At 26.7% G+C, this 21,652-nt stretch carries 17 protein-coding genes and 1 other annotated feature; of the genes, 9 read left to right on the forward strand and 8 right to left on the reverse strand.

Features of this window, described 5'->3' with window-relative positions; genetic code table 11:
• Nucleotides 1-146: 146 nt before the first annotated feature.
• Nucleotides 147-866 carry a hypothetical protein gene (locus tag IC175_RS14420; RefSeq protein WP_227432818.1) on the reverse strand — a complete coding sequence of 240 codons (720 nt, stop codon included), beginning with the start codon at nucleotides 864-866 and terminating at the stop codon, nucleotides 147-149.
• A 298-nt stretch (nucleotides 867-1,164) separates the two neighbouring features.
• Complete coding sequence (locus IC175_RS14425) at nucleotides 1,165-1,632, reverse strand: pyridoxamine 5'-phosphate oxidase family protein (protein ID WP_227482310.1); 468 nt, start codon at nucleotides 1,630-1,632, stop codon at nucleotides 1,165-1,167.
• 146 nt (nucleotides 1,633-1,778) lie between these two features.
• Nucleotides 1,779-2,045, forward strand: a binding site (T-box leader).
• A 170-nt stretch (nucleotides 2,046-2,215) separates the two neighbouring features.
• On the opposite strand from IC175_RS14425, the gene IC175_RS14430 reads away from it, so the two are divergent.
• Nucleotides 2,216-2,767, forward strand: coding sequence for a tryptophan transporter (locus tag IC175_RS14430; protein ID WP_227432821.1), 552 nt, complete (start codon nucleotides 2,216-2,218; stop codon nucleotides 2,765-2,767).
• Nucleotides 2,768-2,885: 118 nt separating this feature from the next.
• Here the strand turns inward: IC175_RS14430 and IC175_RS14435 are convergent, their stop codons facing one another.
• From IC175_RS14435 to IC175_RS14445, 3 genes are all read right to left on the reverse strand, one after another.
• Nucleotides 2,886-3,362: an HD domain-containing protein gene (locus IC175_RS14435; protein ID WP_227432822.1), complete on the reverse strand. Its 477-nt coding sequence runs from the start codon at nucleotides 3,360-3,362 to the stop codon at nucleotides 2,886-2,888.
• Nucleotides 3,363-3,480: 118 nt separating this feature from the next.
• Nucleotides 3,481-4,578 carry a DUF5808 domain-containing protein gene (locus IC175_RS14440; RefSeq protein ID WP_227851658.1) on the reverse strand — a complete coding sequence of 366 codons (1,098 nt, stop codon included), beginning with the start codon at nucleotides 4,576-4,578 and terminating at the stop codon, nucleotides 3,481-3,483.
• Nucleotides 4,571-4,960 (reverse strand): GntR family transcriptional regulator, encoded by a 390-nt coding sequence (locus IC175_RS14445; protein WP_227432825.1) that lies wholly within the window; start codon nucleotides 4,958-4,960, stop codon nucleotides 4,571-4,573. Before IC175_RS14445 ends, IC175_RS14440 begins: the two co-directional genes overlap by 8 nt.
• 206 nt (nucleotides 4,961-5,166) lie before the next feature.
• On the opposite strand from IC175_RS14445, the gene IC175_RS14450 reads away from it, so the two are divergent.
• The 6 genes from IC175_RS14450 (at nucleotide 5,167) to IC175_RS14475 (ending at nucleotide 12,653) form a co-directional block, all read left to right on the forward strand.
• Nucleotides 5,167-5,622: a hypothetical protein gene (locus IC175_RS14450; RefSeq protein WP_227851659.1), complete on the forward strand. Its 456-nt coding sequence runs from the start codon at nucleotides 5,167-5,169 to the stop codon at nucleotides 5,620-5,622.
• Between the two features lie 268 nt (nucleotides 5,623-5,890).
• Nucleotides 5,891-6,595: a response regulator transcription factor gene (locus IC175_RS14455; RefSeq protein ID WP_227482313.1), complete on the forward strand. Its 705-nt coding sequence runs from the start codon at nucleotides 5,891-5,893 to the stop codon at nucleotides 6,593-6,595.
• Entirely contained in the window at nucleotides 6,582-7,832 is a 1,251-nt protein-coding gene (locus tag IC175_RS14460; RefSeq protein ID WP_227851660.1) for a sensor histidine kinase, read from the forward strand. Before IC175_RS14455 ends, IC175_RS14460 begins: the two co-directional genes overlap by 14 nt.
• A gap of 79 nt (nucleotides 7,833-7,911) precedes the next feature.
• Complete coding sequence (locus tag IC175_RS14465; RefSeq protein ID WP_227432830.1) at nucleotides 7,912-8,589, forward strand: ABC transporter ATP-binding protein; 678 nt, start codon at nucleotides 7,912-7,914, stop codon at nucleotides 8,587-8,589.
• Nucleotides 8,590-11,154, forward strand: coding sequence for an ABC transporter permease (locus tag IC175_RS14470; RefSeq protein WP_227432832.1), 2,565 nt, complete (start codon nucleotides 8,590-8,592; stop codon nucleotides 11,152-11,154).
• Between the two features lie 224 nt (nucleotides 11,155-11,378).
• Nucleotides 11,379-12,653 carry a 4Fe-4S dicluster-binding protein gene (locus tag IC175_RS14475; RefSeq protein WP_227482316.1) on the forward strand — a complete coding sequence of 425 codons (1,275 nt, stop codon included), beginning with the start codon at nucleotides 11,379-11,381 and terminating at the stop codon, nucleotides 12,651-12,653.
• A gap of 75 nt (nucleotides 12,654-12,728) precedes the next feature.
• On the opposite strand, the gene IC175_RS14480 is transcribed toward IC175_RS14475, so the two are convergent.
• A complete protein-coding gene (locus tag IC175_RS14480) occupies nucleotides 12,729-15,773 on the reverse strand; it encodes a serine hydrolase (RefSeq protein WP_227851661.1) in 3,045 nt (1,014 codons plus the stop codon).
• A 207-nt stretch (nucleotides 15,774-15,980) separates the two neighbouring features.
• On the opposite strand from IC175_RS14480, the gene IC175_RS14485 reads away from it, so the two are divergent.
• Nucleotides 15,981-16,280 carry a rhodanese-like domain-containing protein gene (locus IC175_RS14485; RefSeq protein WP_227823720.1) on the forward strand — a complete coding sequence of 100 codons (300 nt, stop codon included), beginning with the start codon at nucleotides 15,981-15,983 and terminating at the stop codon, nucleotides 16,278-16,280.
• A 303-nt stretch (nucleotides 16,281-16,583) separates the two neighbouring features.
• Here the strand turns inward: IC175_RS14485 and IC175_RS14490 are convergent, their stop codons facing one another.
• Together IC175_RS14490 and IC175_RS14495 are read right to left on the reverse strand one after the other, a co-directional pair.
• Nucleotides 16,584-17,153, reverse strand: a complete 570-nt coding sequence (locus IC175_RS14490; RefSeq protein WP_227851662.1) for a TetR/AcrR family transcriptional regulator — start codon at nucleotides 17,151-17,153, stop codon at nucleotides 16,584-16,586.
• A 200-nt stretch (nucleotides 17,154-17,353) separates the two neighbouring features.
• On the reverse strand, nucleotides 17,354-19,582 hold the full coding sequence (locus IC175_RS14495) for a YhgE/Pip domain-containing protein (protein WP_227432838.1): 2,229 nt from the start codon (nucleotides 19,580-19,582) through the stop codon (nucleotides 17,354-17,356).
• A 291-nt stretch (nucleotides 19,583-19,873) separates the two neighbouring features.
• Here IC175_RS14495 and IC175_RS14500 point away from each other — a divergent pair, with 291 nt between their 5' ends.
• Nucleotides 19,874-21,649: an ABC transporter ATP-binding protein gene (locus IC175_RS14500; protein WP_227851663.1), complete on the forward strand. Its 1,776-nt coding sequence runs from the start codon at nucleotides 19,874-19,876 to the stop codon at nucleotides 21,647-21,649.
• The last annotated feature ends 3 nt before the right edge of the window (nucleotides 21,650-21,652 follow it).

The following is a 21,652-nucleotide window of genomic DNA, read 5'->3' on the forward strand; positions in this document are numbered from 1 at the left end:
TTATTTGTGGATGAGTAATATGTTCAATTTTACCTAGTGCTATGATATATGTACTCATATCCAAAAGGAAAAATAAACAATAAAATATAAATATGAATACAGAAAGTCAAAGAAAAAGAAGGCTAAAGTCTTCAATTTTTTATGTTTTAATCTCTAAAATCAACATTAGTAAATCCTGTTAGCGAAATGTCAATTTGATTTTTTCTCGTACCATTCTTATATTCAAATCCTTTATTCATCTTAGTAAAATAGTCTGGATAATTAATTAGACCATATTTAAGAAATTCTTTATCTGTTGCGGATAGAGAAATAGTGCTATTTTTGTATTGATTTTTTGAAGTAAATTCTATACTTGAATCTTTTGAAGTAACATTTATTGCATCAATACAATTTTCGGGTAAATCATAACTAAAGCTACCATCAAGCACATTTACATCCATATTGCATTTTATATTTGGAATATGGAGTTGAACATAGCTAGAATTGCCCATTTTAGCTGTTTTTCCTGATATAGATACAACCCATTTTCCGTTTTGTTCTATCATTTTAATATTGTAGTATTGGTTGTTGTAATTTGCTATTATTTTGTTGGATGAGGTTGGTAGTATTTCTACTCCTCCATTGCAGATGTCTAAAGAAACATTAAGGTTTTGTGCATTGTGAGGTAAGCTATCACTGCTTTTTTGTGAGTCTGCACCTACCTTGGAATTAGCAGAGGTATTGAAATTTCCTCTATTGCTGATATCACTATCACCATGTACTTGTGATGATGTATGGATTTCTAAAGCTGTTGCTCCTGTTGATAATATAGTTATTATTAAAAATGTAATGAGGAGTAAAAACTTTGGTTTTTTCTTGAATTTCATAATTATTTTCAACCTCTCTTTCAATAATTACTTACTTTTTTTGATAGTTTTAATGGCAAAAAAATTCTGTAATTTATGTTGATATTTGACATATATGACTGTATTATTTTCAAGTTTTTATATGGGTGTGGAAAAATTTATGTCAGCTTGGATACAAGTAACTTTGTGTTGTATCTACATAGGTATTGAGGAAGTTTCTTAAAGTGTTTTGAGCATTTTCAATTAATAAAAATAATGATAAATAAATATATTTAAAGTGACCATACATATAGCCACTTTATTATATCGTATTAGATTATTATAAACGAGAAGCTTTACCAGAAATATGGTCTATTTCTATTTTAACTACAGTTGTCAAATTTATATCTTTTTCTATGTACTTCATACCTTCTTCAATAAAGCCCTTAGAATATTTTTTTATTATTTCTACAAGAGCATTTTTCTTTTCCTCATTGTCTACTGTTGAAGCTTTTCCAAATACTACAGCGCTAGCATATGTAGTACTAAATTTATCTGGAAGAACACTTTCATTAGCTACTACTAAGAAAGAAACCTTGTTATTTGCTGAGATATTATCTAATTTATGTCCACTTCTTGCACAATGAAAATATACAGAATCATTAAAGTATACATAATTTACAGCAACTCCATAAGGATAGCCATTTTCACTTATAGTAGAAAAAGTACCAAATTCACCATTTTTTAATACTTCTATAGTATCTTCTTTTGTCATTTCTCTCTTTTTTAATCTCATTTCTCTAAACATAATATCATCCTTCCTAATTCAATATTTAAATAAAAGTTTAAAGCATTTATAAAAATTATTCTACACTTTTTGTAAATTTTAAATAAAATAAAAAATACAGTTGACAATTATAAAAATTTAGAATATTATAATAGCAACAGCAAATTAAAAATCCTATGACAAGGAAGAGTAATTATGTTTAGCTTCAACATAGAGAGCTGAGGATGGTGGAATCTTAGCAAGAAGGAATATAGTGAATGGACCTTAGAGGAATAAATTGAAATCATATTTTTATGAGAGTAGACTTTATCGTCAGTCGCACGTTACAGCGAATAGGGTATGTAAGTACTTGATAATGAGATATATAAGAATTAAGTTTTAAGCTTATTTTTTATATAATTTAGGTGGCAACGCGGATAATCTCCGTCCTATTGATTTAGGACGGAGTTTTTTATTTTGCAAAAACTATTAATAAAGAAATTATATAATTTAAAATAAAAGGTGGTGAGAGAGATGTTATGAACTTCTAAAGCTAAAGAGAATGATATGGAAAATTGGAACGAAAATGAAATAAATATTAAACAAATTAGGGGGAAATATTACAATGAAAACAAATACAAAAAAATTAACTTTAAATGCAATACTTTTAGCTATGGGATTATTGATACATCAACTTACACCTGCTATAGGACTTCCAATGCAACCAGATATATCACTAGCAATGATGTTTATAATAATGATACTAAATAAGGATGATTATAAGATTTGTTTGGTAGCAGGAATTGTAACAGGAATATTTGCAGCATTAACAACTAAATTCCCAGGTGGTCAGATTCCAAATATACTTGATAAAACTATTACAATAAATATAATGTTCATGATAATGTATATAATTTATAAATTACCATTTATGAAAAAATTGAACAGTAAAAAACAAGATTTAATAGCTGCAACAATAATATTCCCAGTAGGGACAGTTATAAGTGGAACTCTATTTTTACTAGTTGCTCAAGCTATAGTAGGTCTTCCTGGAGGTTCATTCACAGCGTTATTTATGGTAGCAGTGGTACCAGCAATATTGATAAACTTAATAGCTGGTATGTTATTATTTAAAGTAGTAAGTATCTCTATAAGAAGAATAAGTTATCAAGGATAAGATTATATTTTATAAGCATATGACAAAAATAAATAATAAATTAATAAAGAGGTATTAAGTTAAATGTAATCTTAATACCTCTTTTTAAATTAAATCATAACAATATCAAAGACCTATTTTATATGTGATAAGGAGAGAGTAGTGAGTGTATTCTTAGAGTCTCAACTAGACAACAAAATTTATCTAATAAGCAAACAATTAATGCTTCTTTGTATCTAGGAGGTCTAACAGTAAGTGGCCACATATGTTTTAAAATAATGTCTGTTTCTTTTTCATTTATTTGAAAGAATAAATTTGCGTTTTTTAGTGCTTCTTTAGGATGAGTAAAACCATGTAATCCCTTTCTATCACCTTTATAATGCCAGTCATAAAGAAAAAAATCATGCAGTAGAGCCCCTCTAATAACGCTTTGAATTTCAACATTTAAATGCAATTTTTTACATAATAGATAACTATAATATGCTACTGATAAACTATGTTCAAGACATGAAACATTGCCATGATGAGGAAATGTTCTCATAAGTTGTACTTTTTCAGATGAAAGTATCTCAGAAGCACAATCATTAAAGTATTTAATTTCAGTTTTTGACAACATTATGCAAATCTCCATTCCTAGTAATATATAAATACTATATTTCAATGATAATATGAAATATTTCTTATCTTACAAAATATAATACCCAATAATACAAGTAAGATACCTTTTATGGTATTTAAAGTAAAAGAGATTTTATAACACTAAAAAGTGAAAAAATTAAAAATATAGCTATAAGAATATATAATATCTTTCCAATCGGATTTCCCAAATTTATAGTCCATCCTATGCCAAATCTTTTATCAACCATAAATGATGGGTCGTTTGGATTATTATATATAATACCTCCTATCCAGTACTTTTCATCATTATCTGGAGTATAAGAAGAATTGGATTTTAAATTTGGAGAATTAATATATGTTACCATTAAATAAATTATAACTAAAAGCATTATTATATTTATAACAGTTAATAAATTTGGATTTGTTTTTAATGATAAAAAAACGATAAAGAATTGTACTATCATCATAATCATCAATATAAAAAACAAATAACCAATTTTATTTAGATATTTAATGTTTTTAGTTTTACTTTCTTCAATTTTATTTGTATCTACTTTAATTCTCGCTTTTATAGCTCCAATAGAAGTTATATATAATAAAATCATTATACAAAACTCAAGACCTATTAATTTAAACACACCAAGATAGGATTTTTTCATAAATCCATCAGGTTTTCCTGTTATAGTAGAGTGCGTAGTAATTAAATCTGGTAATTGATTATAGTTAAGCAATATAAAAATACTTATTCCAAAAGTAAGTAATACTGGTATTAAATACAATATCTTAAATTTTTTTATTATTTTATTTTTTTCATTTATAAAATCCATATCTATTACTAATTTTGAGTCTGCACTTATCTGACTTAATTCAGTGAAAAACTTGGATTTAGTCATTTTAACTTCTTTATGAATATAGATATATAATATACTTTCATATAGTAAAAACCCTATAATACTAATAGAATAAGAAAATTCTATTTTATCAAACATAAAAACTAGAGCTAAAACTAAAATAAAAATCACAATGAGTCCTATAGATAAAAGTTTTTTAAATTTTTTATCAAGTATTATAAAATCAGGATAGTTTCTATGTTCTTGGTTTATAGAAACACCATAAATGTGATTTTTGCCAATAAGATGTGGCATAAAATAAAAAGTAGCATACATCAAAATTAAAGTTGAAAATATTGTAAATAAACATTCAATCTTATTCATAGTATTTCACCTCATACTTATCAAATAGATTTTTACTTAACGTCAAGAACTCTTCTTTATTGATACCTGATAAATAAGATTTTGCTACTAAAAGTTCTAAATCAATTCTATTTTTTTGGCGAGTTGAATTTTCTGTTTCCATTGGAAGTTGAGCTACAATTGCACCTTTTCGCCTATCAATATTTAAAAATCCTTCTTCTTTTAGTTCATTATAAGACTTATTTACAGTATGTAGATTTACACCAATATTTTCAGCCATACTTCTTACAGATGGAAGTGATTCATTTATTTTTAATTCTCCTGAAGCTATAGCTTTAGTTATCTCTTCTTTAATTTGTACATAAATAGACTTATCACTATTAAAATCTAAATTTAAAATCATAAAAAACCTCCATAATATCGTTATAAATAAAAATACTTGTTATATATATAGTATAACACAAAAAACATTATCAAGTACAAAATATAAATTTATATTCTACAAGATGATTTATATTATTTGTAAAAATTGTAATTTAAAAATAACATAATTTTTATCAAAATAATACAGATACTATCTATAAATAGAAATCAGAAAGGAGAAAAAATATGTTAACATATTTAATTAAAAGACAAATGAATAAAAAAGATGATAGAATGAGTAAGCCAATGATGTTTGCAGGAGCCGTGATTACAGGAGTGGGTGCATATGCAACTTATAGGATGATAAAAAACATTAAATCTAAATCTCAAATGTCTCAAATGATTGATACAGAGTATTATGGAAATAATCAATACAATGACTATAAATATGATGAGTTTGGTTATGAATGTGATTGTAGTGATAAAAAACAAGATTATGAATATGAAGAATTAAAAAAAAAAGTAAGAGAATTTAATTCAAGAAGAATAAATTGTGAAAATTGTCCACATGTTTCTCAAGAAGAAATGATGCATTATGTAAATAGTGTTAAAAATGATAAAAAAGACATTGATTTACATGAAGATGACAAAAAAAATAATATTTATAAAGAAGAAGAATATAAAAAATATGAGGAAGAATAAAGTAAGCTTTAAATAGTTAAACAGATGAGAATACCAGTTTATATAAAATTAAATATCTAAAATGTGAGTTGTAGCTTAACTTGAGAAAAATCTATACTATTTTCAAAATAGTTAAGTGTCAACTTGCATTTTTATTTTTATGTTTTTTAGTAATTGTTTATGACTATTTTGTAATTCTAAATATATTTTAGTATCTAAAACAATTGTGTATAATAAAAGTTGTATATGTAAATAGTTTAAAATTAAAATGTTAAGAAGGGAAATAGTTATGTTAAAGTTATTGATAGTTGAGGATGACAGTACTATCTCTTTTGGAATAAAGTATGCATTGGAGCAAGAGGGATTTAGTGTAGATATATCAAAGGATTTATCAAGTGGAAAAGAAATGATATCTTCTAATGAATATAGTATGGTACTACTGGATGTAATGTTACCAGATGGAACAGGATATGAATTTTGCGAGTATGTAAGAAAGTTTTCTCAGATTCCCATAATATTTTTAACTGCTTGTGATGAAGAAGTAAACATTGTACTGGGTCTTGATATAGGTGGAGATGACTATATAACAAAACCTTTTAGAATTAGAGAATTAATATCGAGAATAAAAGCTGTTTTAAGAAGAAAAGGTGACGCTACAGAAGAAAATAAGAAGATACTTAAATATAGAGATTTAAATATATATACATTAGAAGCTAGAGTATATAAAAATGACAAGGAAATATTTCTGACATCTGTTGAATATAAGCTTCTTTTAATTCTTATACAGAATAAAAATACAGTTTTGAGTAGAAGTCAAATACTAGAAAAGCTTTGGGATGTAACTTATGATTTTGTTAGTGATAATACTTTAACTGTTTATATAAAAAGACTTAGAGAAAAAATAGGAGATGACTTATGTAAACCAATTTACATAGAAACTGTAAGAGGACTAGGTTATAAATGGATAGGAAGTGAAAATAATGTTTCTATATAATCCTGAAGTAAAGAACTTTTTTAGTAAATATATTATTTTAATGTTGATGGTAATTCTTATATCAATTGGATTTGGTATAATCAATATAAATACAACTAAAAATACGATTGTAAAAAATAATCAAGCTATAATAGGAACCTTAGTTAACAAGTATCCAAAACTAGAAAGTGATATCGTAGATATAATAACACAAGGAAAGTCCATGCAAAATGTAGAATTTGGTGAGAAAATATTAAGTAAGTATAACTATGACAAAACTATTAGAATAAATTCTGAGCCTCTTACTTCCAAATTACTTTCAAACACTATAAAAATAAATATAATCTTAGTTTGTATAATTTTTATAATGATATTTATGTTGATACTTAAATATTTTAGAACTATGTATAATGATTTATCAGATATGACTAAGTATGTTTACTATAGTTCAGAAGGAAAAGAATTTGATATGAAAAATAGAAATCAAGAAGGGCAGATAGGTCTTTTAAAAACAGAGCTATTGAAGATGACAACAATTCTTAATGAAAAAGTTGAACTTTTAAATTCAGAAAAAATATTTTTAAATAATACAATTTCAGATATATCACATCAGTTAAAAACTCCCATGACTTCCTTAATCATACTAAGTGATTTATTATATAATGATGTACCATATGAAGTGAAAATAGATTTTTTAGACAAGATAAAAAATCAACTAAATCGTATGGATTGGTTGATTAAAAGTATGCTTAAATTATCAAAAGTAGAAGCTAAAGTTATAAAGTTTAAGAGAGAAAAAATAAAGTTTAGTGAACTTATACATAGAGCAATCCAACCAATGAAAATACCTATGGAGATTAAAAACCAAAAGTTAAGTATAGAAGGCAATGGTAATGTATCTTATGTTGGTGATATTGATTGGTCAGTTGAGGCTTTAGTAAATATAATAAAAAATTGTATAGAACATACTCCTGAGTTTGGAAATATAAGTATAATTTACAAAGAAAATCCATTATTTTCAGAGTTAATAATAAAAGATGATGGTGAAGGTATAGATAAAAAAGATATACCACATATTTTTAAACGTTTCTATAGAGGGAAAAGTAGTTCAAAAGAGGATAGTGTAGGTATAGGGCTTGCAATGGCAAAATCCATAATAGAAAGCCAAAATGGAGATATTTATGTAAATAGTGAAAAAGGTAAAGGAACTGAATTTCATATAGCATTTCATAAGATATATGATGATAATAGTGACTAATCTGTAATATTTAATTCACTTTATAGTAATAGCTTGAGTCTAATATATGAAGTATAGAATATAAATATTGGAGGTAGTTATGGAAATTTTAAGAGTAGAAAATCTGACTAAAAGTTATGGTAAAAATGAAACAAAAGTCGATGCAATAAAAAATGTAAGCTTGTCTATAGAAAAAGGTGAGTTTATAGCAATAACAGGTCCAAGCGGAAGTGGAAAGAGTACATTATTACATTTATTAGGAGGTGTTGATAGACCTACTAGTGGTAAGGTTTATATAAATGATGTAGATATATATAATCTAAAAACTAAGGATTTAGCAATCTTTAGAAGAAGAAATATAGGTCTTATATATCAATTCTATAATCTGATTCCAGTTTTAAATGTCAAAGAAAATATATTACTTCCAGCAGAGCTTGATAATAGAAAGATTGATAAAGAATACTTGAATGATTTGATGAAAACATTGGGTCTAAGCAACAGAGAAAATCATCTTCCTAATCAATTATCAGGAGGTCAACAACAAAGAACATCTATAGGACGTGCCTTAATTAATAGACCATCTATAGTATTAGCAGATGAACCAACAGGTAATCTAGATAGCAAAAACTCAAAAGAAATACTAGAGTTATTAAAATTATCAGTGAAAAAATATAATCAAACATTAATAATGATAACTCATGACAAAAATATAGCACTTCAGGCGGATAGAATTATAGGCATAGAAGATGGAATTATAAAAAGTGATGAGGTGATATAAATGAATCTATATACATCTCTAACTGTTAGATATTTAAAACAAAATAAAAGACGAACTATTGTAACTATAATTGGAATAATACTTTCCACTGCTTTAATTTGTGGTATAGGTAACATATTTGAAAGTTTTATGGATTATCAAATAAGAGAAACCATAAAAAATGATGGGAGTTTTCATGCTAAATTCTATAATGTAAACAAAAAAAATATAGACTATGCAACAAAATCAGCTGAAATAAAAAGTTATGCACTTACTAATCAACTTGGATACTCTAGAATAGAAGATACTGTAAATGGTATATTAAGCGTTAAGCAATATGATAAAAATGCTATGGAAGGATATAGAGTTTCTATAAAAGAAGGTAGATTTCCAGATAAAGATGGAGAAATTATTTTAAGTGAAAACATAGTTAATCTTATGGAGAAAAAGCTAAAAATAGGAGATAAGATAACCTTAAAAGTAGGTGATATGTTTGATAGTAATAACAAAAAAATTGATGATATGAGTGTATTTCATGAAGGCGATTATATTGCCAATGAAAAAGAAAAGACATTTAAAATTGTAGGTATAATCAAAAGGCCAGGATTTGAACTAACTGACCAAGTTGCTACTGGTTTAACTTACTTTAATCCTATAGATAATAATAAAGAGACAGTGAATATATCAATAACAGCAAAAAATCCTAAAGATATATATGAAATAACAAGAAAAATAAGTAATAATATATATACAAATAAAGATAAAGCATCAAACTCTGAAATGATAAAATACAATGAACATTTATTGAGATTACAAGGAGCTAGTAAGTATGCAAATATAAATAGTTCTATAAAAGCTATAATTACTATGGTAACTATTTTAGTAATTATATGTACAATTGCTACAGTATATAATTCTTTTAGTATTTCTATAACTGAACGAAAAAAGCAGTTTGGAATATTAAATTCTATAGGAGCTACTACTAATCAAATTAAAAGATTAGTTTTTATTGAAGGTATTATAATTAGCTGTATTGGAATACCAATAGGACTATTGTCTGGAACAGTAGCTATAGATTTAGTATTTAAAGCTATAAATAAATATCTTACAGAATCAGTTGTATCACAGATGGGTTTACAAATAGTATATAATCCATTAATAATAATTATCAGTATAATAATTGTTTTACTTACAATTTTTATATCAATTCTCCTACCTGCAATAACAGCCTCTAATATTTCTCCTCTTAGTGTAATAAGAAGTAGTGGAGATTACAAAGTAGGTAAGGTTAAAAATTCGAAACTTATTAAATTAGTTTTTGGAACAGAAGGTGTACTTGCATATAAAAGTGTAAGAAGAAATAGAAAGAAATTTATTGTGACACTTTTTTCTTTAATAGTAAGTATAGTAATATTTATATCTTTTAGCGGATTTATGGCGAATTTCTTAAAAGGTGAAGAAATCAGAAATTCTCAAAGAAACTACGATTTATATTTAAGTTCAAGACAAATATCTAAGTCTATGGATGATACTATAAATAAACTAAAAAATATATCTGGAATAAAAAACTTTGAAGTAGCTGTAGGAGAGTATATTTCTATAGGAGTAGATAAGGATAAAATAAATAAATCTAAAGAAAATCTAATTAAGGATTATTATCAACAACGTAAGGTTGGAGATAGTTATGTATATGAGTTTAACAACAACGAACTAATTTTTCCTGGAGAAACTGCAATACAAAATAAAACAAAAAACTTAATAAAAGGCTCTTTTGATAAAGAAAGAGCGATTAAAGAAAATGGAGTGATATTTGTTAGAAAAAGTTACTTTGAATCAAAGGGTAAGAAAGGCGTAATAGAGTTAACTAATTACAAAGTTGGAGATACTGTAACTTGTGAATATACTGGCGAAAATGATTCAAAGAAAAAAGTAAACATAAAAATTCTTGGTATAACAGATGAAAAACGTCTAGGAATGGGTTATCAAAATATGGGATTGCAATTTTTAACTTATGATGAGGTTGCTGAAAATATGGATTTAAAGTTAGAGAAAGGTATTGTCTTTATTGACTCAGGGGGAAGTGCTCAGACTAGGAAGAGTATAGAGTCTTTGGCTAAGAAAAATAATGTCAATTTTCATGATGAAAATACAAGTGACAAAAGTGAAAAGCAAAATTTAAAAGCTATTAAAGTTTTTGTATATGGGTTTATAGTAGTGATATCTCTAGTAAGTGTTACAAATATACTAAATACAATAAGTACAAGTATAAATCTAAGAAAAAGAGAACTAGCAATAATACAATCAATAGGTGTTACTCCTGTAGGTTTTAGAAAAATGATATACTTAGAAAGTTTTATCTATGGTATTTTATCTTTATTGTTTGGCGTACCAATTGGTATTGGGTTGATATTAATTATGAATAAATTAGTTTCAGGTGTAATTGAATTTTCTACAGTTATACCATGGACAGCAATTGGCATATGCATAGTTAGTGTTTTTATAATAACCTTTATAGCAGCATATATACCTATGAACAAATTAAATAAGGAGAATATAATAGATAATATAAGAAAGGAAAGTATATAAAATACTATAAAAATAATTTATAGATATGTAAAATATTATTAAAATCGTTTAATTGGTATAAACTATAATTATGCTGATTAAACGGTTTTTATTTATATAAGAAATCTAATAAATAAATTGCTAGAGGTATTTAACTATTTAGAAAGAATTGGTATTATATAAAGTAGGAGTTTAGATAATAAAGAAAGATATTTGATTATATTGGAAAACAAAAGAAAAAGAAGGTGATTACTATTTCTCATATAACTGCTAAAAACATGTATAAAAGCTTAGAGGAAAGAATAAATAAATTTCCACAGGGTGCTCCACCCTCTGATACATTATATAAAATACTAAATGTACTTTTTACAGAACAAGAGGCAAAATTAGTGGCACAACTTCCAATAAAGCCTTTTAGAGTAAAAACAGCAGCTAAAATTTGGAGTATAAGTGAAAGTGAAGCATATAGGGTGCTAGATAAGCTAGCTAGCAGGGCACTAATACTAGATATAGAAGATAAAAAAGGTAAAAAATATATAATGCCTCCTCCAATGGCTGGTTTTTTTGAGTTTGCCATGATGAGAACAAGACACGATATAGACCAAAAACTTTTATCAGAACTTTACTATCAGTATATGAATGTAGAAGAAGATTTTATTAAAGATTTATTTTATTCAACAGAAACAAAACTTGGAAGAGTTTACGTTCAAGAAGAAGTATTGACTAATGATAATGAAGTAAGTATTTTAGATTATGAAAGAGCTACTCATATAATTGATGAATCGACTCATATAGGTATAAGCATGTGTTATTGTAGACATAGAATGCAACACGTTGGAAAAGCCTGTGATGCTCCTATGGATATATGTATGACATTTGACAATGTAGCTAATTCTTTAATAAACAATAAATTTGCAAGACGTGTAGATAAAGTAGAATGTAAGGAATTACTTCATCAAGCATATGAACATAATTTAGTTCAATGTGGAGAAAATGTTCGAAAAGGAGTTACATTTATATGTAATTGTTGTGGTTGCTGTTGTGAGGCGCTAGTAGCAGCAAAAAGATTTGGAAATCTTCACCCAGTACAAACAACTAGTTTTATACCAAATATAAACCATGAAAGTTGTGTAAAGTGTGGTAAATGTATATCTGCATGTCCAATAGATGCAATAAGTAAAGTAAAAGAAAATGATAAAGAATATATAAAAGTTGATGAGGATAGATGTCTAGGTTGTGGCGTTTGTGTTAGAAATTGTCACAAAAATAGTATTATGCTATTAAAGAGAGATGAAAAAATAATAACTCCTGCAAATTCAGTACATAGAGCAGTTCTCATGGCAATCGAGAAAGGGCAATTACAAAATCTAATTTTTGATAATAATGCTTTAGCTAGTCATAGAGCTATGGGAGCGATACTATCAGCTATATTAAAACTTGAACCAGCTAAAAAAGCTTTGGCTAGTAAGCAGCTAAAGTCAGTATACTTAGATAAATTACTAAGTATGAATGATAAATAAAGATTAATTTTATAATTGTAATAAAAACGGGCTATATTCAAATAAAATTATTTGAATATAGCCCGTTTTAAAATATTAAGCTATTTCTTTAATTTGTTTAAATGAATTTTCATTTCCATTTCCACCAATTTGTGTTACTGATTTAAATCTCATAGTTTTAAATAGTTCTTTTTGACTATAGTCTAGTAAATTTCCTACTAGTATTACAGGAGATTTAGTTTTTCCAGCTAAAACCCCAACAGATAAACCATCTATTAAATCATCTTGTTTATTGATTCCATTTTTAGCTACATATAGGTTATTTATATTAGAATCCTTGTAGAACTCTTTTATTACTTTTGCATTTGTTTCATTTCTAGTACTACCTGATATTCTTTGTGGATTTTTAAGTTTGTTTTCTATATTTTTAGAAACTGTGTATTCTCCACCTATTATATAAGATTTATCTATTTTTTTATCTTTGAATAAATTATTTATTTCAGTTATATTACTATTTTCATTAGTAAGTATTATAGGCATATCATTTTGAGCTGATGCTGCACCAATACTTACTGCATCTGCTAATCCTTTTTCACCATTAACTACTGATATTTTTGATACATTACTAATTCCTTTTAATTCTTTAGCAAGATTTAGAGAAGTCTCATATCTATCATTTCCTGAAATTCTAGATACAGACATATTATCTGACTTTATAGTATCTAAAGATTTTTCGTTTACAGAAGCTTCACCACCGATTACATATACATTTTTAACTTTTAATCTCTTTAATTCAGCTAAAGTTTTTTCATTTATTTGAGAGCTTCCAGTTAGCAATATAGGAGCATCTTTTTTATATGCAAATGGTGTTGCAGCTAAAGCATCTGCAATTGCAGAATCATTTATTAAAACGGCATTTTCAGCATTTTCCCAACCTGCTTGGCTTATCTTAATAGAAGTTTCATATCTATCAGTTCCTGTTAATGCATTTGCATTTACTTCATCTTGGTATGTAACTTCAAATTTGGCATTTGGACTTCCTAAGAAAGCTATTACGCCTCCTTTTGGCAATCTAACTCTATTATTCTTTGTCACTAAAGAGTAATTTACAGGAGTTCCTTTATCATCATAAACTGCAAAAGATGAATTTTGAGGAAGATTAACTTCTATTTTTTTATTTGCTATATCATCGCCAATTTTGTACCATTTTGCATACCCCTTTGAATCTATTTGATATGTAAAAGATTTTTCTGATGATAAATTAGTTAGGGAATCTTCACTTACATATGTTTGTGTTGCAAATTTTAGGTATTCTGTACCATTTTCTTTATACAGTTTGATATCACTCAAATCACGACCCATTACACCAGGTATTTCTATAAAAGCATTTGAATTATTCTCATCTATTATTTTAGTATTAGCTAAAAAACCTGGAGTTTTATCAGAAACACCAAGAATTGCTTTAACAGAACCAAGCATATAGTGTTGAGAACTATATTTTTCATCCACTATATAGTAGCCTTTTTCACCTCTTTTTTCCCATGCTTCTTTGACACTATCTGATATATCATTGTCATCTACCTTTTGAGCTACGTAGTATAAACTTGCTGTCTGACCTAATCCAGGAACATCATCATAAGAGCTCATATTTAAATATGTGATATTATTTTTTTCTTTTACAAATTTTAGGCAACTATTACCTTTTTCAGATACAAATCTATCTTGACCTATGTATACATATTTATCTTCAGGTCCATTTTCTATGTATGGAGAAGATACTGTTAGAGTACCATTATCATTAACATCGATTTTTAGCATATTTGAAGAAGCATAAAGTCCACTATTTTCTTTTAAGTAACTTGGCATTTTGACTTGTTGTGGCTTACTAAATGTTTTATCAGGTTTTATTTCTTTAATTTTACCTTTTTCTTTTAATGCAGATAGTAAAAGTTCTTGACCGATTACTTCGTCAAGTTGACTACTTCCACCAGAAGAAACAACTGCAACTGCCATATTTTCATCTGGAAGCACTGTAAGATTACTATGGAATAATAAAGAATCTCCACCTTTTGTAAGTGCTTTTAGATTATATTGATTAAATGGATAAGTGTTGACACAATCCCATCCTAAACCATATCCAAGGATAGAGTCTTCTCCCTCAGGCCATAGACCATTTAAATATTCTTTATTTTCCATAGCTTTTACTGAAGCAGGAGAAAGAATTCCATTTGATTTTTTCATAAATGTTTGTGCAAATGTACATAGATTTTCTGCACTTGAATATAAGCCACCCATACCTATAGTATTAAAGTTATCTTGTGGAACTGCATCTTCCCAATAAGGTACATAGGCTTTTGCAAGTTTTGAACTATCAAAGCTATTTTCTGGAGTTTTTGTGTTTTGTAAGTTAAGTGGATTATTTATGTACTTATCAAGAAAATTAGTAAATGACATACCAGATACTTTCTCTACTAAAATTTCAGCTAAAGTAAATCCATCATTACAATAAACGGAAAAAGCTCCTGGCTTAGCTTTTAATCTTTGTTTCTTTAATTCTTCCAAGAAATTATCATGGCTATAAGAATCATTGTCTCCCAATAAAAGGGCATTTTTTAAACTTCCTCCCATTAACCCTGATGAATGATTTAATAACATTCTTGGAGTGATTTCTTTATATCTATCATCAGCCATCTTAAATTCAGGTATATATTTTACAACAGGAGTATCTAAATTTACTTTTCCCTGTTCAACCAACTTCATAACAGCTGTAGTAGTAAATACTTTACTGATAGAGGCAATATTATACATATTATCCTTAGTTAAATTTTTATTATCTTGTTTGCTGTATACTCCACCATTTCCAGAAATCTCAATTTTACCATTATCAATTAGAGCATATTGAGCGCTTACAGCACCATATTTAGATAGTAAAGTTTGAATTTTCTCTTTAGCAAGAGCTCTAGTTTTTGTGTAAGACTCCGAACCTTTACTATAATCATTTAACTCTATATCAGAGCTTTGATACTTATCGGAGATATTGTTTGTGTCATTATCAGCAAAAGTAATACTTGGAGTAGCAGTAAATAACATACTAAGTACCAATGTGCTAGATAATAACTTACATAATCTTTGCTTAAACATATTAAATTACCTCTTTTCCCTTTTAATAATTATAATTAGCATAACATTCTTAATTATTTTAATCAACAGATTATTGTTCAAGAAAAGTGTATTTATAATAAGTATACATTTTATATATATGAGAAAAATAAAAATACAATATTTTGTTATCTGATAAAAAATAAAGGGTATAAGTAATATATAAATAAAATGGAGGAATCTTAAATTATGTACAAAACTATAAATAAAAATCAACTTAAGGAAATGATGAAAAATGAAAAAGATGTTTTATTGTTAGATGTAAGAACTAAAGATGAATTTAATGAAAGTAAAATAGAAAATGCGATAAATATATCTTTACAAGAGTTAATTAATAATATAGATGAAATTTATGAATATAAGGATAAAAAGGTAATAGTTTATTGTAGAAGTGGTCACAGAAGTGTTACAGCATGTAATTTATTAGCCGAGGAAGGTTTTAAGCATTTGTATAACTTAAAATCTGGAATAACTGATTATATGAATTAAATACTTAGGTTATGTTAGGTGAAGTAATTTAATATTAAATTTTTATGATATGCTTTTATAAATTATAAAGGCATATTTTTATTTAAAGAAAATAAAGCTAGAATATATGTAAAAGTTATATTTATTTTTTAGAGGAAGAGAATTACAAAGGATTAATGTAACTACAAGTTTATCTAAAGATATGCAGAGTGGTATAAAAAGTGTCAATCTGTGTATCTTTAGATATAGAAGTAAAAGATGGAATGTAATACAAAATTATATTTGTAAAATATATGTATCTCTGATTGTTGAGTAGGGATATATTTAAATATTCATAAGATGAGTTAGGAAAGAACGAATTCTTTCTATCTTTTCATCATTAGAAATGTCATTACGTAGTAATATACCTTGTTGACCGTATACACAAAAGTATGCTGTTGTATCGGAATCAGGAACATCAATTTCTCCTCGCAAATGAGCTAGTTCAATTTGTTTTTTTACAATTGGCACAAGCTTTTCACAGACTTTTAAAGATAACTGGTCATGAATTTTTTTGTTTTGTTCTCCATGACATATTTTGTAATAAAGATTATCATCAGTTTCTATATCAATAAATGTTGGTACTTCTTCAATTATTTGTTTTAATGTTTTATTTTTATCGTTTAGTATAGATAGCATTTTATCTACTAAAGTTTGTGCATACTGATCTATAGCACTATCAAATAAGATTTCTTTTGATGGAAAATAACGATAACATAAACCTTGTGCAACATTCATATATTTTGCAATATCAGTAATAGAAGTTTTTTCATATCCATTTTCATAAAATAACTTCATTGCAGTATCTAAAATTTCTTGTCTACGCTCATTAGGTTCTTTAGTAATACGTGGCATATAGCATCCTCCTTCTGATTTCAAGTACATAATAGCATATGGGATTTTGAAAGTCAATGAATGAATATCAGTCATTTATAAGTAATTGTGAGGGATAGTCTATTAACTAGAAAAAGGTAGTAACTGAGAAGCTACTACCTTTAATATAAACTTAAACTATAGATTATTTTTATAGGATTTTTAAAGATATAATCAAGTGTTTAATGTCCAGTTAAATTACTATCACCAAATTTTTTGTTAAATGGTTTTATAACTCTATTTATAGGCCCTTTTAAAAGTACATTTAAGCAGATGAACAAAATCATAAATAATAGTAATACTAATACATCCTTAATTAAATTTGGAGGATATATACCACCAACAGCCTCCCTTGTGGCACCTATTGCGTAAGTAAATGGCATTATAGGGTTTATTCTTTGGAAGAATGTAGGTGTAACTTGTATAGGGAATGTACCACCAGAAGAACCAATCTGTACAACTAGTAGTACTATTGCAATTGCCTTTCCTATATTTCCAAACACAGACACTAAAGAGTAAACTATAAAATTAAACACCATACTAGTAAACATGAGTAGAATTATTAGTAAAATTGGATGTTCTGCTGTTACTCCTAATAATAATATATCTCCAGTTCCAATTATAAATCCTTGAACGAGGGCTATACTTAAAAAAGTAAGTCCTCTTCCAAAATAAATCTCATAAGGTTTATAGTTTCCATGTACAGATGTAGATAATAATGCTGAAAGCAGTAATATACCTACCCATGTAGAAAGAACACTATAAAATGGTGTCATTGCAGAACCATAGTTGGCAATTGGATATAATTTTTCTGTCTTTACTTCAACAGGTTCCTTTAAAAAGTTTGATTTTGTCAATATATCACTTTCAAGTAAGTTAACTAATTTTTTCATATCCTCGCCATTGCTAATTTTACTTAAAGTATCAACTAAGTCATCCAACATTCCTTTTGCCAAAGGAAGTTTTTCTCTTATTAATGATATACTTTCTTGTGCATTTCCTGAAAGACTTAAAGAAGTAGTAAGAATTTCTTCAACCTTTGGAAGTTTTGCTTCTGCTTTATCTAAAACAGTAATTATATCATTTGCTACATTTATGCTTTTTTCAAATATACTGTTTATAGGTTTTGATATTTTTGAGTCAAAATTATTCAAAATATTTAAATTAATTCTTCCTATACCATTTGATAAACTTAAAACATTATTTAAGGCACTTATAGATGGCTGTTGCCCAGATATAACCTTATCTTTAATATCATTTAATGTTGATATAGAAGAATCTATTTTATTGCTGGAATCTTCAAGGCTATTTATTACATCATCCAGTCTATTGTTGGATGTAAGCTGATTCAATTTAGTTAAAAAATCTTCTAAAGTATCATTTAAAGATTGTAAGTTAGAAAGCTTTTCTGATAAATTGTCTATCAATTTTGGTACATCTTCACTTCCACTGTTTACAGCATCAATTAAATTTAATGTAAGAGAAGAAGCAGAAGATGAAAGGTCAACCATTAAATTTAAATCAGACTTTATAAGAGGAGAAAGTTCATCTACATTGTTATTTGTATCCTCTAAGAATTTTTTTACATCACTTGATAATAATTTTGTATCATTTAAAGTCTTTTTAATTGTAGGTAAATCAGCCTTAATATCTCTAACTGTACCTGATAATTTTGAAGTAGCATCAGCAGCTAAATCGACCGTTTTATTTATATGGTCAAATCTTTTTTGAAGGTCCATAAGAGAGTTTTCAACTTTTGTTAGTTTTGGAAGCCCATGTTCAATTCCTGCACCAACTCCATTTGATACACCAAGAACTATTTCACTCACTGTCTTTATTATTGTTTGATTAACTTGTAACTGTATTGCAGAAGCTCCCTTGTCAGTAATCTTTGGTGCAACTGCATTTATCTTTTCATTTACTGTATAGATAAGTTCACCCTTTTTGACATCATCTGTAATTAGGGAAGTTAAATCTTTTGTGAAATTCTTTGGAATCTTAAGTGATGCATAATAAGTACCTTTTTTAACACCTTCAAGAGCCGTTTTCTCATCTACAAACTGCCAACCTAAACTTTTATTATCTTTAAGTTGTTCAATTAACTGGTCTCCGATATTAATTTTCTGTCCTGCTATCTCATTACCTTTATCTTCATTTGTTACTGCTACAAGCATATTAGCAGTACTCCCATATGGGTCCCAAGATGCTTTTATGTTAAACCAAGCATATAAAGATGGTAAAAAAGCAAGTCCTACAACTATTATAAGTACTGCATAATTTCCACGTATATCTTTTAGGTCATTTTTAAAAATTTCTAATATATTTTTTAAACCCTTTGAAGGTCTTAAATTTTTCATATTATTCCAGTTTAAAATTTCTTTTAAACCATTTGTTTTTTTCAAATCTCTCACCTCCTGAATATTTTAATAGATAAAAAAGTTAGATTTATAATCAATTTTAAATTATATTACTTTTTACACAAATAGTAAAGTTAAAGTTTTGTCTTAATTTTAATACATATATATTATATATAATAGTATGCTATAAATATATATAAATATGGGAAATAAAAACAAATAATTTATAAAATATATAGTATAAAAATTAAGAATAAATCAAATATTTATAATTGATATAATCAATTAAATTATTGATTGTGATATACTTTTAATAGTTAGAAAATACTATGAAGGGATGGTTGAATGAGGTATTTTAAAAAATATATAAAAAAATATATAGTGTTGTTTTTAACAGCAATATTTTTCTTAACATTGGAAGCTTTTTGTGATTTGGCACAACCAACTATAATGGCTAAAATAATTGATATAGGGGTTTCAAATAAGGACTTAGATTACATATTATCAACGGGAGCATTAATGATAGGTATAACTTTTTTAGGAGCAGTATTTTCAATAATAAGAAGTATAATCTCAGCAAGAGTTTCTCAGTGTTTTTCTTATGATTTAAGACAGGATGTATTTGAAAAGATAAATACATCTTCATTGAAGCAAGTAGATAAATTTGGTAGAGCCTCACTAATAACAAGAATTACTAATGATATTAATCAGATACAATTATTTGTTCATGGAATGATGAGAGTTTTTATAAAATCACCAATTATGTGTATAGGAAGTTTAATTATAGCGATAAAATTAAATTTAAAAATGTCAATAATTATTTTAATTGCAGTTTCAATTATATTTATTATAATATTGCTTAACATGAAGATTGGATATAAGTTGTTTAAAAAAGTACAAGAAAGTACAGATAAGATAAACTCAAAATTGAGACAGTTTTTAGGTGGAATAAAGGTAGTTAAATTATTCTGTAGATATGATTATGAGAATAAACGTTTTGAAGAATTAAATAATGAACTTTTTCAAAATAGTAGAAAAGCCACAACAATGATGTCATTTTTTAGACCAACAATTACAATAATTATTAACATTGCTATAATAATAATATTGCTAATTGGGAGATATTTAATTTATTCTGGAGAAATTAAAATTGGAATTATAGTTGCCTATGTAAACTACATGACTAGAATATTAACATCACTTATAATGATTTCACACGTTTTTAATGTTTTTGTGAGAGCAAAAGCTTCTTATGAAAGAATAAGTGAAGTCCTAATTGATGAGAATGAAGAAGTAATTATCAAAAATACTGATTTAGATGCTAAAGAAAGAGAGTTAGAATTTATAAATGGTGATATAATTTTTGAAAATGTAGATTTTTCGTATAATAAAAATATAGATGAGAAGATATTAAAAGACATATCTTTTAAAATAAAAGAAGGGCAAAATATTGGCGTGATTGGTCAAACTGGTTCAGGAAAGACTTCTTTAGTCAATTTAATCCAAAAACTATATATAGTTGATAAAGGAGATATTAAGATTGGAGAGCATAGCATATACAGTATATCTAAAGATAGTTTAAGAGAAAAAATAGGTGTAGTCTTTCAAAATAGCAGTGTGTTTGGAAAGAGTATATCAGAAAATATAATTATGGGAAGTAAAGATATAAGTAAAGAAGATGTTGTAAAAGCATGCGAAATAGCAAATGCAAATCAATTTATAACAAAACTTGAAAATTCTTATGATGAAGTTTTGTTTCAAAGGGGTAAAAACCTATCAGGAGGACAAAGACAAAGAGTTACAATAGCTAGAGCTATAGCAAAAAAACCACAAATATTAATTCTTGACGATTGTTTTAGTGCGATGGACATCAATACAGAAACAGTTATAAGGAAAAATATAAAAGATTATATAAATAATTTAAGAGAAAATGAAAACAAGAAATGTACTATTATAACTATTTCACAAAAAATTAGTTCTATAATTGACTGTGATAAGATTTTAGTTTTAGATGAGGGAGAGGTGGTTGGATTTGCTGCACATGAAGATTTACTGGTTAGTTCTCCAACTTATAAAAAGATTTTTGAGTTGCAAAATCTAGTAAATGAAGATGTAAATTAAGGA

Origin of the sequence: Clostridioides sp. ES-S-0123-01 (assembly GCF_020658415.1) — a bacterium.
GTDB lineage: Bacteria > Bacillota > Clostridia > Peptostreptococcales > Peptostreptococcaceae > Clostridioides.